The organism is Streptomyces pyxinicus, assembly GCF_024753135.1.
Lineage (GTDB): Bacteria > Actinomycetota > Actinomycetes > Streptomycetales > Streptomycetaceae > Streptomyces > Streptomyces pyxinicus.
Genome location: NZ_JANUGP010000041.1, coordinates 17,454 through 34,998, shown reverse-complemented (window position 1 = coordinate 34,998; position 17,545 = coordinate 17,454). Strand labels below are relative to the sequence as shown.

Genomic DNA, 17,545 nt, shown 5'->3' with positions numbered 1-17,545 from the left:
TACTCCTCCTCATGAACCCTGCGGCTGGCGCGCGTCCGCCGTCGACAGGCGGGGGCCCGTCGGCAGGAACTCCGACCAGGGGGCGGGGAGGGGGGCGGGCCGCACACCGGCGTAGCCGAGGCGGGTCTGCGCGAGCTTGGCCTCCTGCTGGAGTTGCTTGCGCTGCTTGGCCGTGACGCCGTAGCCCTTGCCGCCGGTGGTGGCGCTGTCGTCGTTGGACTGCAGGGCGTAGCGCAGGCCGGTGTCGGTGACCAGGAAGACCGGGCCGTCCTTGGTCGCGGTGCCCTGGAACTGGCGGTAGAGCTGGCCGGAGCCGGCGGTGACGTACGCGCTGGAGGAGCCGGTGGGCAGGACGGCCGGGAAGTCCTCGCCCGCCCAGGTCGTCAGGGTCATGGCGCCGTTGTCGGGGTCGACGTGGTGCAGGACGTTGCAGATGGTGTTGCGGCTGCCGTCGGCGGTGGAGGCGTCGTTCACGGCGCTGGGTTTCCGGGTCGGCCACTTGTGCTCGTCGGCGAACGGCTTGCCCCGGGTGATGGCGCCCGCGCTGACCTCTTTCGGGTGACTGGCCTGGCCGAGCTTGACGAGGTCCCTGTTGACGAGGAGCAGTTCGGCGACGAAGCGCGAGATCGGCGCGACCCGGCCGGGCAGCACCACGAAGTACTGCTCCTCGCCGTTGACCGGTGCCCTCAGGATCATGCCGACCTTGTTGGCGTCGCCGAGTTCGCCGGGCGCGTGGGCCGGGGAGCCGGGGACGCCCTCGACGGAGGGCATGCTGATCCGGTCGCCCTGGTTCAGGGTGTCGATCCAGGCCTTGTTCACCCGCTGCGGCTCGCGGTCCGCGCCGACCAGGGTCTGGAGCAGCAGGGTGTCGGAGGCGTCGACCGGGTAGACCGTGCCGTGCGCGTCGACGACGTACCGCTTGCCGTCCGAAGGGGTGGTGACGTAGAGGAGTTCGCCGCCGTGCAGCTTCTGCGATCCCTCGGTCAGCTTCTGGTCCCGTTCGGCCAGGACGAACGCGGCCTTCTGGATGGTGCTGCCGCTGCCGCTGGGGCGTTCGCAGACGGCCCACTTCTTGGCCGCGCCGGCCTCCTTGACGGAGGGCAGGCGGTCGGGGGCGTAGGGGATGCCGATGGTGACGCCGTGCGGGATCTTGCCGTTGTCGAGGATCGACTCGTCGACGGTGACCACGTCCACGTCGTTCTGGGAGTCGAGGACCAGCTTGGCGGACGCCATGTTCAGCACGGGGTGCAGCTGGGTCTTGTGGTCCGTCTTCAGCACCACGTAGCGGGTGGTGGACTTGCTGGCGATGATCACCTTCTGGCCCGGCTGGTCCCAGCCCTGCGGGGCGGTCGGCTTGAACATGCCCCAGGCCCCGAAGGCCGCGAGGACGACGACGCCGGCGATCGCACCGGGCAGGACGGCACGCAGCGGCCGGGGCGCACCCTCGTCCGAGGCATTCGGTGACGACTGCACGAACGACGCGAGCATGCGGCGCTTCGCGAAGGTGTAGGCGTTGAGTTGGTCCCGCCGAGATGCCATCTGTGCCCGTTTCTCCCCGTGTCTCACGCGGAGCGCGCCCGGGGAACGACGCTCCCCCGCCCTCCGTTGTCGGACCCGGCCCCTACTATGCCTGGTACGGATCGGGTCTCGTGGAGCGGGTAGGGTACCCGGGCCCTCAAGGGCCTTGTCGGGTGGCCTGGTTCCAGTGAGTTGTGAGCAAAACGGGGGGATGGAGTGATGGCTTCCGGTACGCGGACGCGAGCGCGCGGCCGGTCGGCGGCGGGAGGTCGCGCGGCCGGGCCGGACCCGGTCCCGGGTGCGGCCTCCGGCGGCCCCGGACCGGCGCGGCAGTCGGTCACGCTCGGCCTGCGGTCCCGGCCGGGTCAGGCCGGTTCGTTCCGTTTGCAACGGCTGGCGCTGGTGGAGCTGGCGGCCGCGGTCCTGCTCGTCGGCTGGGCCCTCGGGATGATGGCCATGGCGCCCGCGGCGGTCGTGGCCGTGGCGCTGGTCCTGCTGGCCTTCGTACGGCGGCGGGGCCGCTCCCTGCCGGAATGGATCGCCACCGCCCGGGAGTTGCGGGCGCGCCGGAAGCGGGCCGCGAGCACCCGGATACCGCCGGGCACGGAGCCCGGCCTGGTCCCGGCGGTGGAGTGCGAGCCCGCCCTGCGCACGTACTCGTACGCCGCGCGGGACCGGCGGCCGGTCGGTGTCGTCGGGGACGGCACCTTCCTGACGGCCGTCCTCCAGGTGGAGGCCGACGCGACCGCCCTGCGCGCCGAGCGGAGCCGTCAGCCGCTGCCGCTCGGGCTGGTGCGGGACGCCCTGGAGGTGGACGGGATCCGGCTGGAGTCGGCTCAGGTCGTGCTGCACACACAGCCCGCGCCGGCCCTGCACCTGCCCCAGCAGTCCGTGGCCGTCGCCAACTACCTGCCGCTCCAGGAGCAGACGGGCGCGCCGGCGGTGCGCATCACCTGGATCGCGCTCAAGCTCGACCCCGAGCTGTGCGCCGAGGCCGTCGCCGCGCGCGGGGGCGGACTGACCGGGGCGCAGAAGTGCGTCGTGCGGTCCGCCGACCATCTGGCGAGCCGGCTGACCGGCGCCGGGTTCCGCGCGCGGTTGCTCGACGAGGAGGAGCTGATCGCCGCGCTGGCCACCTCGGCCTGCGCCAACCCGCTGGTCACCGCAGAGGCGGGCCGCAGCGAGGCGCGGGAGCGGCGCACGGAGGAGTCGGGGCGCAGCTGGCGCTGCGACAACCGGCGGCACACCACCTACTGGGTCAGGCGGTGGCCGCAGCTCGGCGGCGGCCGGGGCGAGTCGCTGCCCCAGTTCGTCGCCCGGGTCACGGCGATACCGGCCCTCGCCACCACCTTCAGTCTCACCCTGGCGCGCGGCGAGCGGCAGGAGGTCGCGCTGTGCGGACACCTGCGGGTGACCGGGCGCAGCGACGACGAACTCGTGGCCGCGCGGCGCGCCCTGGAGACGGCGGCCGGCCAGGCCGGCGCGAGCCTCGCCCGGCTCGACCGTGAACAGCTGCCGGGCATGCTGGCCACCCTGCCCCTCGGAGGTGCCCGATGACGATTCCGACCACTTCTCCGACGACTTCTCCGACGACTTCTCCGACGACTTCCGCGGCGCCGGGCGGCCCACGGCCGCCGGAACCCTCCGGCCTCCGGCGGGCGGGCGGGCGGCTGCTGCACGGCCTCGGCCTGATCGGGCCCCGGCACGGACGGCACGGCGTGCCGGTGCGGCAACTGGACGCGCTGGCCCTGCCGATCGGGGACGACGGCGTGGTGGCCGGCGTCGACGCCGAGGGCCAGCCGGCCGTCCTGGGCATCAACCGGCCCACGCCGTACGACGTCGTGCTGATCGGCGGCCTGTGGACGGCGCAGGTGCTGGCGCTGCGCTCGGCGGCCACCGGTGCCCGGGTGGCGGTGGAGACCGGCCGGCCGCAGGCATGGATGCAGATGGTCCACGCCATGGGCGGCGGGCAGAACGGCCTGTCCGTGTACGACGTCGGGCGGGTGCCCCCGCAAGGCGCCTCCGCGGGTACGCCCGTGCTGGTGGTCCGGGACTGCGGTATGCGGCCCCCTCGGGGCAGAACGGTCGCCGGGCCCTGGCAGTCGGTGCTCACGCTGCTGCCGTATCTCAGCCCGGTGGCGCCCCGGCTGCTGAGACAGGCACGGCTCGCGGGTATCCAGCGGGTCTCGCCGGACGAGGCGGCCGAACTGGGCCGCACCATGGGGCTGTCCCGGACCGAGGTGGAGTCGCTGCCCGCGCTGCCCGACGGGGTCACCCTGTGGTGCACGGACCGGGACCGGCAGTACGTGCTGACCCAGCCCACCGACGCCGAGGTCGGTCTGCTGGGCACACCGCGGCGCATGGACTGACGCTCCGCCCTGTTCGCCTCCGTTCGCGGGGCGCTGATGGTTTGCGCCCGGTTCCTCCGGTCATGGTCGAAGTGCCGGGCCGACTCGGGGTGGGCCGGGCGCCGTTGAGTGCGGGCGGGCCTGCCGAGGTGCGGCTCGTGGTGATTAGGCTGGGAGCGGGCGGGATGACAGGACCCGAGGACAGGCCCCGAGGACAGGATCTGTGGGCCGGGTGCCCACGTCCCGGAGGAGAGCCGTCGGACGGGACTGCCCGAACGACCACGGACGACTCGGAACAACACGACATGGTCGCCCCGGCACGGCACGAGGGTGTTCGACCACACCAGGAGGAACTGTGAGCAGCGATCGGGACGGGACGCGCGGGGGCTGGGCCACGCCCGGCGATGACCAGCCCGACGCGGAGGCCGTCGAGACCACCGGCGAGTTCACCATCGACTACGCGCCGCCCGCCTGGTACACGCAGAACGCGTCCGGCGGGTCGGGCGCCGCCGGTACGGCGGGTGGAGCAGCGGGGGCCGGCGGGTTCGGCGGGGCGGACACCTCCGGGGTCCCGGCCGCCGCCCCCGGTACTCCGGCCGCCCCCGGTGCTCCGGCCGCCTCCGGGGTTCCGCAGTTCCCCGCGCCCGTGCCCGCACCGGCTCCCGGGCCGGTCCCGCCCGTGCCGGCGGCCCCGCCCGTGGGGACTCCGCCGCAGGGGACGCCGTTCACCGGGGAGCAGGGGGCGCCGTTCACGCCGCCGCCTCCGTCGCCGTACGGCGGTCCGGTCCCGGCGCCGGGGCTGCCCGAGGGCTTCGAGCCCCAGCGGGCGCAGGGCACCGAGCCACTGGGTGCGGACGCCTCCGGTGCCCCGGCCGCCCCCGGTGTGCCGCCGTTCTCCGCGCCCGCAGCACCGGCTTCCCCGCCTGCGGGAACTCCGCCGCAGGAGACGCCGTTCGGCGGTCCGGTCCCGGTGCCGAGGGCGCCCGACGGCTTCGAGCCCCAGCAGGCGCAGGGCACCGAGCCACTGGGTGTGGACGCCTCCGGTGCCCCGGCCGCCCCCGGCGTGCCGCCGTTCGGCGGTCCGGTCCCGGTGCCGAGGGCGCCCGAGGGCTTCGAGCCCCAGCGGGCGCAGGCCGCCGAGCCGCCGGGGGCGGACGTCTCCGAGCGGGTCGTGCCGGAGACGGACAACGGGGACCTGGAGAGCGGGGCGACCATGCGTTTCTCCGCCGTCGCACTGAAGCGGGAGATCGCCGAGCGCGCCGCCGTGGAGGAGGGGACGGACGCCGAAGAGGTCGAGAAGGTCGAGAGGGCCGGGGAGTCGGGGCCCGAGGCCACGGCGGACGACCGTGCCGAGAGTGCCGAGGCGCCCGCTGGTGAGGCCGGCGACGACACCGGTTCCGGAACGGACGCGGCCGAGGACGACCCCGCGCCCGTGGGCGAGCAGACGGCCCCGGCAGCGGACGCGGACGGTTCGTCGGAGGCGGGTGACCCGGAGAGCGGGGCCGTGCACGCCGCCGGGCCGGGTGGAGGACCGGGGACCGGCGTTCCGCCCGCCCCCCAGGGCCCCCAGCCGCCCGCCTGGACTCCCCCGGCCGCCCCGCAGGACGGCGTCCCGCCGCTGCCGCCCTCCTACCAGCCCGCCGCACCGGCGTCGGCGGGGCAGTGGCCCGCGCAGCAGCAGGCGGTGCCGCAGCAGCCCGGCCCGATGCCCGGTCAGGCACAGCCCCCGGCGCCACAGGGCCCGTTCGGCGTGCCCGGTCAGCAGCCGCCGTTCCAGCCGCAGGCACCGCAGCCGGCGCCCGCCGCGTGGGCCCAGGGCACCCAGCCGCCGGCCCCCGGCCAGCCCGGAGCCCAGCAGCCGAACCCGCAGGCGTACCCCGGTCACCCCGGCGCCCAGCCGCAGCCGGGCTTCCCCGCCCCGGGGCCCCAGCCGAGCGGATACGGCTTCCCGCCCCCGCCCCCGCAGCAGGCCCCCGGTACTCAGCCGCAGCCCCAGCCCCAGCCCCAGCCCCAGTCGGGCGGCCCCGGTTTCGCCCCGCAGACCCCCAACGGCCCCACCCCACCCACCGGTTACGGCTTCCCGCAGCCGGCCGGGAACCCCAACCCGCCCGCGCAGGACGGCGGTTACGGCTTCCCCCAGGCGCCCCCCAGCGCCACGCCCTCCAGCACCACGCCTCCTCACACCCCACCCCCCAACGCCACGGGGCCGCAGGGCCCGGTGCCGCACGGTGTCGTCGACCCGCGGTCCGGGGCCGCCTGGCCGCAGCCGATCCAGCACGACCAGCGGCAGCCCACCAACCCCGGTGCCGCGCCGCTCGGTTACACGGCGGCCGTGGAGCTGTCCGCGGACCGGCTGCTCAACAACAAGCGGCAGAAGGCGAAGAGTTCGCGGCCCACGGCGGCCTCGTCGCGGTTCAAGCTCGGTGGCCGGAAGGAGGAGGCCGAGCGGCAGCGGAAACTGGAGCTGATCCGTACGCCGGTGCTGTCCTGCTACCGGATCGCGGTCATCAGCCTCAAGGGCGGTGTCGGCAAGACGACCACGACCACCGCGCTCGGCTCGACCCTCGCCACCGAGCGGCAGGACAAGATCCTCGCCATCGACGCCAACCCGGACGCCGGCACGCTCGGGCGGCGGGTGCGCCGGGAGACCGGGGCCACCATCCGCGACCTGGTCCAGGCGATCCCGCATCTGCACTCGTACATGGACATCCGGCGGTTCACCTCGCAGGCGCCTTCCGGACTGGAGATCATCGCCAACGACGTGGACCCGGCCGTCTCCACGACGTTCAACGACGAGGACTACCGGCGCGCGATAGACGTGCTCGGCCGCCAGTACCCGGTCATCCTCACCGACTCCGGTACCGGTCTGCTCTACAGCGCCATGCGCGGTGTACTCGACCTCGCCGACCAGCTCATCATCATCTCGACGCCCTCCGTGGACGGCGCGAGCAGTGCGAGCACCACGCTGGACTGGCTGTCCGCGCACGGGTACGCCGACCTGGTCTCCCGTTCGCTGACCGTCATCTCCGGGGTCCGCGAGACCGGCAAGATGATCAAGGTGGAGGACATCGTCTCCCACTTCGAGACGCGGACCCGGGGCGTGGTGGTCGTGCCCTTCGACGAGCATCTCGCCGCCGGCGCCGAGGTCGACCTCGACATGATGCGGCCCCGGACCCGGGAGGCGTACTTCAACCTCGCCGCCTTGGTCGCCGAGGACTTCGTACGGCACCAGCAGGCGCACGGGCTGTGGACGAGCGACGGCAACCCGCCTCCGGTGGCCGCGCCCCCGATGCCGGGTCAGCCGCTGCCCCCGGGACAGCAACCGCTGTACGGCCAGCCGCCCGCCGGTCAGGCCCCGTACGGCCAGCCCCCGGCCGGTCAGGCGCCTTACGGTCAGCCGCCCGCCGGCCAGCCGTACCCGCAGCAGCAGCCACACCAGCCCCAGCCGCAGCAGCCGTACCCGCCGCAGCAACAGCCCTACCCGCACCAGCCCGGTCACCCGCAGGGACAGCAGCCGTATCCCCAGGGCCAGCAGCCCTACCCGCCGCAGCAGCCCCCGCCGCAGCAGTAGGCGGGAGACGACGAACGAAGGGCGGCCGGTGCGTGAAGCACCGGCCGCCCTCGTCCGTTTCCGTCCCCGGCGCGGAGCGCTACGCCTCCGCGGCCACCAGTTCCCGGCAGCGCTGCACGTCGTCGGCCATCTGCTCCAGCAGGGCGTCCAGGGTGTCGAACCTGGCCTGGCCGCGCACGTAGGCGAGGAAGTCGACGGCGACGTGCAGGCCGTACAGGTCGAGGCCGACGCGGTCGATGGCGTACGCCTCCACCGTGCGCTCGGTGCCGTCGAACTGCGGGTTGGTGCCGACGGAGATCGCGGCCGGCATGATCTCGCCCTGCGCGTGCAGATAGCCGGCGTAGACGCCGTCGGCCGGGATCGCGGTGTGCGGCAGCGTCTCGACGTTGGCGGTCGGGAAGCCCAGCTCGCGGCCGCGCTGGGCGCCGCGTACGACGACGCCCTCGACGCGGTGCGGGCGGCCCAGGATCTCGCGGGCGCCGGCGACGTCGCCCTCGGCGACCAGGCGGCGGGTCAGGGTGGAGGAGAACGGCTCGCCGCCGCCCGCCTCGCCGGTGACGTAGAGGTCCACGACGTCGACCTCGAAGTCGTAGACCTTGCCCTGCTCGGTGAGGAACTCGACGTTGCCGGCGGCCTTGTGGCCGAAGCGGAAGTTCGGGCCCTCCACGACCGCCTTGGCGTGCAGCTTATCGACCAGGACCTTCACCACGAAGTCGGCGGGCGACAGCTTGGAGAACTCGGTGGTGAAGGGGAGGATCAGCACCGCGTCCACGCCGAGGCCGGCCATCAGCTCGGCGCGGCGGTGGTGCGGGGCGAGCAGCGGGGGGTGGCTGCCGGGGCGGACGACCTCGCTGGGGTGCGGGTCGAAGGTGACGACGACGGCCGGGACGCCCAGCTCACGGGCGCGGTCCACGGCATGCCGGATGATGAGCTGGTGGCCTCGGTGGACGCCGTCGTAGGAACCGATGGTGACGACGCTGCGCCCCCAGTCCTGGGGGATGTCCTCCAAGCCACGCCAGCGCTGCACTGTGACCGCTCCTCGAACCCGTGTCCGTGTCTACCTTGACCTCTTGTGCAGGTCTAAGGGTGCCATGCCGGGCGCCGCGGACCGGCATCGGCATGGTGGCTGTGACGGGGCGCACGTCGACGGTGACCGCCGTCCCGGCCGGTCAGGCCGGTACGCCGACGCCCGCCAGGTGCTCCAGGGTGCGGCGGGTGCCGGGGCCGACCACGGCGGCCCAGTCGTCCGGGGTGTCGGTCAGCCAGCGGGAGACCAGGGCGGCGAAGCCGGGCACGTGCCGGCCGAGATCGACCAGGCCCCGGTCGAAGCGGGTGGCGCCCTCGGGGGTGCGGACGAGGAGCAGGCCGGTGCGGTGGACGAGCCCTCGGGTCTCGGGCTCGCCGCACTGGCCGTCCTCGCCGCACTGCCCGTCCTCAGCGCGGTGCCCGTGCTCGGCGCGGTGCCCGTGCTCGGCCGCCGCGTGCAGGACCGCGTCCAGGACGGACGGCTCGCGCTCGTGCGTGAACAGGAACTCCAGCAGTTCGCGGCGCAGCGGGCGGGAAGCGGGGGTGCCGGTGGCGGTGAGGACGGTGGCGAGGGCGGCCCGGACCGGTTCGGGACCGCCGTCGAGCAGGCCCGTGACCAGCGGCAGCAGCGCGGTGCGGGCGGTGGGGCCCTGTTCGAGGCCGCGGTCGACGTAGGCGGCGAGCCGCCCGGCGGTGTCCGGGCGCAGCCGCACCGTCTCACTGACCAGCGCGGCGAGACGGCGGGCCAGGTCCGGGGCGGTGGCGTCGGCGAGGGTGCACGGGGTCTCCCCCGCGTCCGGTCCGGCGAGCCGGGTGCGGAACGCGTCCAGGACCGGTTCGGGGTGGGTGGTCAGGGGCGGGACGAGGGCGCTCGGGGGCAGCCGCGGGTCGCCGTCGGTGAAGTGGCCGAGGGCCGCCGCGAGGTGCCGGTCGCGGGTGCCCGGGTCGAGGACCAGCAGGGCGAGGGCGCCGCCGTGCAGGGTGCCGTCGGCGGGGCGGGCGAGCAGGGTGAGCGCGGCGTGCCGCAGCAGGTCGCGGTCGGCCGCCGCACGGGTGTGCGGGGCGGTGCGCAGCGCGAAGGTGATCGCCGCGGCCCGGCGGGCGGGGCGTTCGTCGTACGCCCAGCGGTCCACGGCCCGGCACAGGGCGGCCGGCTCGTCCTCGGCGAGGGTGGTGAGCAGTTCGTCGGCGCGCCGGTGGGCGCTCACCACCAGCAGCTCGGTCAGCTCGTCCAGGGCGGCCCGCCGGTGGGTGTGCAGCAGAGCCTGGGCGGCGGTGGCCACGGTGGCGTGCGGGGTCGCGGGCAGCGGCCGTTCGTCCTCGAACCAGTGCGTCAGTTCCGGCTGGACGGCTTCGGGGCGGGCGGCGAGCAGGCGGGCGACGGCGTCCAGGTACCGCTCGCCAGGGGCGCCGGGCGCCGGGTCCGCGAGGACGAGCCGGCGCAGCAGGTCGAGCCGCTCGGGCTCGGCGACGGGCACGGCGGTCCAGAAGCCCGGCCCCAACTCGGGCGGTACGGGCCGCTGTTCGCGCCGCCAGGTGACGATCCGGTCGGCGAGCGGGCGCAGTACCTCGGTGTACGGCGTGGCGTCCGGCACCTGGAGCAGGGTGCGGGTGAGCAGCCGGGCGGCCCACCAGGAGCCGGGGTCGGCATCCAGGGCCTCGGTGAACTCCCGCAGGCGGAGGGAGAGTTGGCGGGGGCCGTGCCGGCGGGCGAGGAGCAGCAGGGCCTGGACGACCGGGCCGACGCGGTGGTGCGGTACGGGGACGGGGTGGTCAGGGCCGGTGCCGCGGGGGCGGCGCAGCAGGGCACGCAGGGCCTCGTCCAGGTCGAGGTGGGTGCCCTGGATCCAGTCGGCGGCCTCCTCGTGGGCGAAGCGGTAGCCGGTGCCGGCCGGGACCAGGAGGCCTTCGGTGAGGACGGCGGAGGCCCAGCCGGTGCCGCCGCCGAGCCGGTCCGGGGCCGGGCCCCAGGGGAACAGCGCCTCGAAGGACGCCCGGTCCAGCTCGCCCTGTCCGGGGCCGAGGCTGCGCCGGGCGGCCTCGTGCACCTGGCCGGCGACCCGCGCCGCGAGCCGTCGTACGGCGGTGCCGCGCAGCCCGTTCTCGGCGGCCAGCCGGACCGCGACGCGCAGGCACATCAGGTCGAGGTGGGCGGCGAGGACGTCATGCCGGCCGGCGTTCGCGCCGGTCAGGGCGTCCGGGACGGCGGCGTGCAGCTCGGCGGCCAGGCGCAGGGTGAGCGGGTGCCGGGCGTCCCGGTAGCCGAGGACGCCCTCGGGGAGGCCGTGCCGGGCGCGGGCGAGGCGGGCCTCGTCGGGGGTGAGGTCCCCGAGGTGGACGCGGGGCGGCGAGCCCACGGAAGAGGTGCCGGGGGCGGCGCGCTCCCAGTACTCCTCGCGGCAGGCCACGACCAGGCGGGCGCCGGTCTCCGCCAGCCAGGCGGCGGTCGCGCTCGTCCACTCGGGCAGCCGGTGGGCGAGGACCGGGGGCATCTCCTCGGGGCCGTCGAGGAGGAGCAGCAGGGGGCGGCCGGTGCGGGCGCAGTGCCGGGCGAGGCGTTCCGGGCCGAGGTCGCCGAGGGCGTCGGGGTGGACCGCGCGGGAGTCGGCGACGATCCGCGCGGCGCGCTCCAGGGTGCGGCGGGCCGCGTCGGCCACGCAGTCGTCGGTGGCGTGCAGGTCGGCGCCGCGCAGCCACAGCGTGGGGGCGGGCTCCGGTCCCCGGCTCCGGCGGGCGGCGAGCGCCGCGAGTTCCGTCGTACGGCCGCTGCCCGGGGCGCCGACCAGACCGAGGACGGCCGCCTCACCCTCACGGAACGCGGTGAACTCCCTTGCCACCTCGTCCCGTTCGACCGGCTCGACGGTGTCCGTGCGGCCCCCGTGCGGTCCGTCCTGGGCGACCGAGGTGGCCGTGAGCTGGAGAACGCCCGCGGTGTTGAGGTCGGCGCCGTACGCCGGGACGGTGGCGGCGTTGCGGGCCAGCAGCTCGGCGAGGGGACCCTCGGCGGGCCGCAGCGGCACCGCGAAGCCGGCGTCCCGCCGGGCGCTGCGCAGGGCCGTGCCGAGGATGCCGCAGACCGCGCCGGTGCGGGCGTCGAGCACCGGTCCCCCGGCCGCCCCGCCGCCGGTCCGCAGCGCGTCCCGGCCGGTGGTGCCGATGGCCAGCTCCAGGGCATCGCCGAGGTCGTGGCAGCGGTCGGTGGCGGTGTACGTCACCCGGGTCGCGGCCAGCACCCGGGCCTCGCGCCAGCCGCCCGCGGGGACCCGCACATAGGTGCCGGCGTCGATCCGCTCCCGGACGGTCAGCGGCAGCGGCTCGACGTCCAGCCCCTCGGTCTTGACCAGGGCGAGGTCGAGGTGGGGCAGCGGCGTGACGGCGTCGGCGCCGACCACCTGGGTACGGCCGCCCGGGGTGCGCAGCACCAGGCGGGACAGGCCGTCGACCGCCTCGTGGCTGGTGAGCAGGGTGCCGTCGTGGTCGGCGAGGAAGCCGGTGCCACGGGGGCGGCCGGCGAGGTCGTGGACGCGGACGAGCACGGTGTCGGGGGCGAGCGGTCGCGGCGCCGGGAGCGGCGTCTGCCGGGTGCCCGCACGCCCGCCCGAGACTGGCGCGTCCGGCGCCGCTCGGCGCTCGCCGTCCGGGCGCGGGCCCCGTTCCGCCATGGCCGTACCTCCCCGCCCTCGACCGATCCTCGCCCGCTCTCGCCGCGTGCCCTGGCCTCGACGGTAGGCGGGTGAAGATCGGCGGGACAGGGCGCCCGGTGAACGCGCCCCCTTCCGCTCCCCCGGTTCACTCCGAGCGCCCGTCCGGACGGGTGAATAGGCGGGGGCGGCTGGACAAGCCTAGGGGTGGGGGAACCGAAGGGGGACGTGGAGCGGCGGCAGGGGTTCACCCCGTGGGCCGCCGCCGCTCCACGGGGCGTCCGCTCAGCCGAAGCCTCGACCGAAGCGCTCGACCGAAGCGCTCAGCCGAAGCGCTCAGCCGAAGACCGCGAGGCTCTTCGCCTTGCCCTTCTGTTCCTCGACCAGCGCGAGGAAGCGGCCCTCGGGGTCGAACACGGCGACGGGACCGGAGCCCGCGTACGCCTCGGGCATCTCCAGCCGGACGCCGTTGAGCAGCAGCCGGGCCCGCCTGCCGTCGACGTCCCAGCGCGGGAACGCCGCCGCGGCGGCCTCGGCGACCGGCAGCACGGCCAGCTCCTGCTGGAGCTGGTCCAGGGTCCGGGCCGCGTCGAGCTTGTACGGCCCGACGCGCGTCCGGCGCAGCGCGGTGAGGTGGCCGCCGACGCCCAGGCCGGCGCCCAGGTCGCGGGCGAGGGCGCGGATGTAGGTGCCGGAGGAGCAGACCACCGAGACCACCAGGTCGAGCACGGGGGTGCCGTCCTCGGCGACGGCGTCCCGGACGTCGTACACGGCGAAGGAGGAGACGGTCACCGGGCGGGCCGGGATCTCGAAGTCCTCGCCCTCGCGGGCCCGCTTGTAGGACCGCACGCCGTCGATCTTGATGGCGCTGACCTTGGACGGCACCTGCATGATGGCGCCGGTCAGCTTGGCGACGCCGGCGTCGATGGCCTCCCGGGTCACCTTGGAGGCGTCGGCGGACGAGGTGATCTCGCCCTCGGCGTCGTCGGTGACGGTGTTCTGGCCGAGCCGGACGGTGCCCACGTACTCCTTCTCGGTCAGCGCGAGGTGACCGAGGAGCTTGGTCGCGCGCTCGACGCCGAGGACCAGGACGCCGGTGGCCATCGGGTCGAGGGTGCCGGCGTGGCCGACGCGGCGGGTCCGGGCGATCCCGCGCATCTTGGCGACCACGTCGTGCGAAGTGAAGCCCGACGGCTTGTCGACGATGACGAGGCCGTCGGGCGTGGTGTGCTTCTGGGTCATTCCGCGGCGTCGCCGTCCGTCTCGTCCTCGGAGGGCTTGCGGTAGGGGTCCGCGCCGCCCGCGTAGTCGGCGCCCGCCGAGGTCTCGCGGACCTTCGCGTCGGACTGCCGGGCCTTGTCGAGGAGGTCCTCGATGGACTTGGCGGTGTCCGGCAGGGCGTCCGCGACGAAGGTCAGGGTCGGGGTGAACTTCACGCCCGCGGCGCGGCCGACCTCGGAGCGCAGGACGCCCTTGGCGCTCTCCAGGCCCGCGGCGGCGGCCGTGCGCTCCTCCTCGTCCCCGTAGACCGTGTAGAAGACGGTCGCCTCCCGCAGGTCACCCGTCACCCGGGTGTCCGTGATGGTGACGTGCGAGCCGAGCCGCGGGTCCTTGATCCCGCGCTGCAGCTTCTGGGCCACCACCTCTCGGATGAGGTCCGCCAGCCTTTTCGCCCGCGCGTTGTCGGCCACTGGTCCAGCTCCCGTTCTTGTCTGCTTCGTGCGTTTCGTCATGTGCTCGCCGGCGGGGGTCCGCCGGCCTGCCCGGGTCCTCAGTCGTCGTCCTCGCCGTGGAAGCGGCGGCGGACCGACAGCAGCTCCACCTCCGGGCGCCCGGCGACCAGGCGTTCGCACCGGTCGAGTACGTCGGTGAGGTGCCCCGCGTCGCCGGAGACCAGGGCGAGGCCGATGACGGCCCGCCGGTGGAGGTTCATGTGGTCCACCTCGGCCGCGCTCACCGCGTACTTCCGCTGGAGCTCGGCGACGATCGGGCGGACGACGGAGCGCTTCTCCTTCAGCGAGTGGACGTCGCCGAGGAGGAGGTCGAAGGACAGAGTCCCCACGTACATGTGTGTGCCGGTTCACCCGCCGGTACGGGATCGGTGGCCCCGGGTCCGTGTGGAGGGGGTCACCAAGAACCGTACCCCGTACCCGCCGATGGCTCGACAGGGTTTCGGGGGCGCCGTTCGCCGCACCGGTGCGGCGAACGGCAAGCCGGCCGGCGGGACCGAGATCCCGCCGGCCGGTTTCAGGAACCGGGGTGGTTACACCCGCGGCTTCTCCCGCATCTCGTACGTCGCGATGACGTCGTCGACCTTGATGTCGTTGAAGTTTCCGAGGTTGATACCACCCTCGTAGCCTTCGCGGATCTCGGTGACGTCGTCCTTGAAGCGACGCAGACCCTCGATGTTGAGGTTCTCGGCGATGACCTTGCCGTCGCGGACGAGGCGCGCCTTGGTGTTGCGCTTGACCTCGCCGGAGCGGATGAGGACACCGGCGATGTTGCCCAGCTTGGACGACTTGAAGACCTCGCGGATCTCCGCCGTACCGAGCTCGACCTCCTCGTACTCCGGCTTCAGCATGCCCTTCAGGGCCGCCTCGATCTCCTCGATCGCCTGGTAGATGACCGAGTAGTACCGGACGTCCACACCCTCGCGCTCGGCCATCTGCGCCGCGCGGCCGGCCGCGCGGACGTTGAAGCCGATCACGATGGCGTCGGAGCCCATCGCCAGGTCGATGTCGGACTCCGTGACCGCACCGACGCCGCGGTGCAGGACGCGGATGTCGACCTCTTCGCCGACGTCCAGCTGGAGCAGGGAGGACTCCAGGGCCTCGACGGAACCAGAAGCGTCACCCTTGATGATCAGGTTCAGCTGCTGGACCTCGCCGGCCTTGAGCACCTTGTCCAGGTCCTCCAGGGACACGCGGCGCGTGCGCTTGGCGAAGGCCGCGTTGCGCTCGCGGGCGGCGCGCTTCTCGGCGATCTGACGGGCCGTACGGTCCTCGTCGACCACCAGGAAGTTGTCACCCGCACCCGGGACGTTGGTCAGGCCCAGGACCTGGACCGGCGTCGAGGGGCCGGCCTCGGCGACGTTGTTGCCGTTGTCGTCGAGCATGGCGCGCACGCGGCCGTAGGCGTCGCCCACGACCATCGTGTCGCCGACCCGCAGCGTGCCTCGCTGGACGAGGACCGTCGCCACGGCACCGCGGCCGCGGTCGAGACGGGACTCGATCGAGATGCCCTGCGCGTCCTGGTGCGGGTTGGCCCGCAGGTCGAGCGAGGCGTCGGCCGTGAGGACCACGGCCTCCAGCAGCGAGTCGATGTGCAGACCCTGCTTGGCGGAGATGTCGACGAACATGGTGTCGCCGCCGTACTCCTCGGCCACCAGGCCGTACTCGGTCAGCTGACCGCGCACCTTGGTCGGGTCGGCACCCTCGACGTCGATCTTGTTGACCGCGACGACGATCGGCACGTCGGCCGCCTTCGCGTGGTTCAGCGCCTCGACCGTCTGCGGCATGACGCCGTCGTTGGCCGCGACGACCAGGATCGCGATGTCGGTCGACTTCGCACCGCGGGCACGCATGGCGGTGAACGCCTCGTGACCCGGGGTGTCGATGAAGGTGATCTTGCGCTCTTCGTCGTTGACCTCGGTCGCGACCTGGTAGGCACCGATGTGCTGGGTGATGCCGCCGGCCTCGCCCGCGATGACGTTCGTCTTGCGGATGGCGTCGAGGAGCCGGGTCTTACCGTGGTCGACGTGACCCATGACGGTCACGACCGGCGGACGGACGACCAGGTCCTCGTCGGAGCCCTCGTCCTCGCCGAACTCGATGTCGAAGGACTCCAGCAGCTCGCGGTCCTCCTCCTCGGGGCTGACGATCTGAACCGTGTAGTTCATCTCGCCGGCGAGGAGCTGCAGCGTCTCGTCGGAGACGGACTGCGTGGCGGTGACCATCTCGCCGAGGTTCATCATGACCGCGACGAGGGACGCCGGGTTGGCGTTGATCTTCTCCGCGAAGTCCGTGAGCGACGCGCCGCGGGAGAGACGGATGGCCTCGCCGTTGCCGCGCGGCAGCATCACGCCGCCGACGCTCGGGGCCTGCATGGCCTCGTACTCCTGGCGCCTCTGCCGCTTCGACTTGCGACCGCGGCGCGCGGGACCGCCGGGACGGCCGAAGGCGCCCTGCGTGCCACCACGGCCACCGGGACCGCCGGGACGGCCACCGAAGCCGGGACGACCGCCGCCGCCACCGCCGGGACCACCGGGACGGCCGGCGAAGCCGCCGCCACCGCCACCGGGACCGCCGGGACGACCGGCGAAGCCGCCGCCGCCACCGCCGCCGGGACGGCCGGCGAAGCCGCCGCCGCCCGGACGACCGCCGCCGCCACCGGGACGACCGCCGGCACCGGGACCGCGGCCGCCGGGGCCACCGCCACCGGGACGCGGGCCGGCAGCGGGACGCTGCGGCATCATGCCGGGGTTGGGACGCGGACCCGCCGGGCCCGGACGCGGACCGCCCTGCGGCCGGGGCATGCCGGCCGGCGACGGACGGTTGCCGCCCGGAGCCTGCGGACGCGGACCGCCGCCCTGGGCGCCGGGCGCCTGCGGACGGGGACCGCCGCCGGGGGCACCGGGGCCACCGGGACGCGCGCCGCCCTGCGGGCGCGGAGCCTGCGGGCGGGCCATGCCGGTGGAGCCACCGGAGGTGAAGGGGTTGTTGCCCGGACGGGGACCGGCCGGACGAGCGCCCGGACGCGGGGCCTGGCCGCCGGGGCGCGGGGCACCCTGGCCGGGACGGCCCTGACCCTGGCCCTGACCGGCGGCCGGACGGCCACCGGGCCGGGGAGCGCCCGGACGGGCACCACCGGGACGCGGACCCTGCGCGGCCGGACCCTGCGCGGCCGGGGCCTGCGGGGTCTGGGCGGCCGGGGCGGCCGGCGGAGCGGTGAACTCCGGGGCGGCCGGAGCCGGACGCGGCGCGGGCTTGGGACCCGGCACCGGACGCGGGCCGGGGGCCGGCGCGGACGCCGCGGGGGCCGCCGGGGCGGCCGGCTGCTCGGCCGCGGGCGCCGTCGGCGGCTTGGGAGCCGCCGGCCGCGGCGCGGCCGGACGGGCCGCCTGCGCCGGGGAGGGCGCGGCGGGCTTGGGGGAAGCCTTGCGGGGGGCGGACTTGCCACCGCCCTGGAAGGCGTCGGTCAGCTTGCGTACAACCGGCGCTTCGATGGTCGAAGACGCCGAACGGACGAATTCACCGAGTTCCTGGAGCTTGGCCATGACGACCTTGCTCTCGACACCGAACTCCTTGGCGAGTTCGTAGACCCGGACCTTAGCCACTTCGCTCCTTTGAGGTCCGGGTGAAGCCGGACCGTCGCTAGTTCATGGGCGTACTCATCGCGTACTCATCGAGTGCTCATCGCAATCTCGACCTGCTTTCGACTCG

General features: G+C 74.8%; 10 protein-coding genes. 3 read left to right on the top strand and 7 right to left on the bottom strand.

What is annotated here, in order from left to right; translation table 11 throughout:
• Positions 1 to 9 precede the first annotated feature (9 nt).
• Positions 10 to 1,539, bottom strand: a complete 1,530-nt coding sequence (gene eccB, locus NX794_RS32885; RefSeq protein WP_258783330.1) for a type VII secretion protein EccB — start codon at positions 1,537 to 1,539, stop codon at positions 10 to 12.
• A gap of 198 nt (positions 1,540 to 1,737) precedes the next feature.
• On the opposite strand from eccB, the gene eccE reads away from it, so the two are divergent.
• From eccE to NX794_RS32870, 3 genes are all read left to right on the top strand, one after another.
• Positions 1,738 to 3,075, top strand: coding sequence for a type VII secretion protein EccE (eccE, locus tag NX794_RS32880; protein ID WP_258783329.1), 1,338 nt, complete (start codon positions 1,738 to 1,740; stop codon positions 3,073 to 3,075).
• Positions 3,072 to 3,887, top strand: a complete 816-nt coding sequence (locus NX794_RS32875; RefSeq protein ID WP_258783328.1) for a hypothetical protein — start codon at positions 3,072 to 3,074, stop codon at positions 3,885 to 3,887. Before eccE ends, NX794_RS32875 begins: the two co-directional genes overlap by 4 nt.
• A gap of 334 nt (positions 3,888 to 4,221) precedes the next feature.
• On the top strand, positions 4,222 to 7,437 hold the full coding sequence (locus NX794_RS32870; protein ID WP_258783327.1) for an SCO5717 family growth-regulating ATPase: 3,216 nt from the start codon (positions 4,222 to 4,224) through the stop codon (positions 7,435 to 7,437).
• Between the two features lie 79 nt (positions 7,438 to 7,516).
• Here NX794_RS32870 and NX794_RS32865 read toward each other — a convergent pair whose 3' ends face one another.
• The 6 genes from NX794_RS32865 to infB form a co-directional block, all read right to left on the bottom strand.
• Positions 7,517 to 8,464: a bifunctional riboflavin kinase/FAD synthetase gene (locus NX794_RS32865; RefSeq protein ID WP_258783326.1), complete on the bottom strand. Its 948-nt coding sequence runs from the start codon at positions 8,462 to 8,464 to the stop codon at positions 7,517 to 7,519.
• 142 nt (positions 8,465 to 8,606) lie between these two features.
• On the bottom strand, positions 8,607 to 12,125 hold the full coding sequence (locus tag NX794_RS32860; RefSeq protein WP_258783325.1) for a S1 family peptidase: 3,519 nt from the start codon (positions 12,123 to 12,125) through the stop codon (positions 8,607 to 8,609).
• A 315-nt stretch (positions 12,126 to 12,440) separates the two neighbouring features.
• Positions 12,441 to 13,346 carry a tRNA pseudouridine(55) synthase TruB gene (gene truB / locus NX794_RS32855; protein WP_258783324.1) on the bottom strand — a complete coding sequence of 302 codons (906 nt, stop codon included), beginning with the start codon at positions 13,344 to 13,346 and terminating at the stop codon, positions 12,441 to 12,443.
• A complete protein-coding gene (rbfA, locus tag NX794_RS32850; protein WP_258783323.1) occupies positions 13,343 to 13,795 on the bottom strand; it encodes a 30S ribosome-binding factor RbfA in 453 nt (150 codons plus the stop codon). The genes truB and rbfA overlap by 4 nt, the downstream gene beginning before the upstream one ends.
• A gap of 80 nt (positions 13,796 to 13,875) precedes the next feature.
• Positions 13,876 to 14,172 (bottom strand): DUF503 domain-containing protein, encoded by a 297-nt coding sequence (locus NX794_RS32845; RefSeq protein WP_258783322.1) that lies wholly within the window; start codon positions 14,170 to 14,172, stop codon positions 13,876 to 13,878.
• Positions 14,173 to 14,367: 195 nt separating this feature from the next.
• Entirely contained in the window at positions 14,368 to 17,439 is a 3,072-nt protein-coding gene (infB, locus tag NX794_RS32840) for a translation initiation factor IF-2 (RefSeq protein WP_258783321.1), read from the bottom strand.
• Positions 17,440 to 17,545 lie beyond the last annotated feature (106 nt).

Coding starts and splice junctions, on each gene's coding strand:
- eccB (WP_258783330.1), bottom strand. CDS start 1,539: ATGGCATCTCGGCGGGACCAACTCAACGCCTACACCTTCGCGAAGCGC.
- eccE (WP_258783329.1), top strand. CDS start 1,738: ATGGCTTCCGGTACGCGGACGCGAGCGCGCGGCCGGTCGGCGGCGGGA.
- NX794_RS32875 (WP_258783328.1), top strand. CDS start 3,072: ATGACGATTCCGACCACTTCTCCGACGACTTCTCCGACGACTTCTCCG.
- NX794_RS32860 (WP_258783325.1), bottom strand. CDS start 12,125: ATGGCGGAACGGGGCCCGCGCCCGGACGGCGAGCGCCGAGCGGCGCCG.
- truB (WP_258783324.1), bottom strand. CDS start 13,346: ATGACCCAGAAGCACACCACGCCCGACGGCCTCGTCATCGTCGACAAG.
- NX794_RS32845 (WP_258783322.1), bottom strand. CDS start 14,172: ATGTACGTGGGGACTCTGTCCTTCGACCTCCTCCTCGGCGACGTCCAC.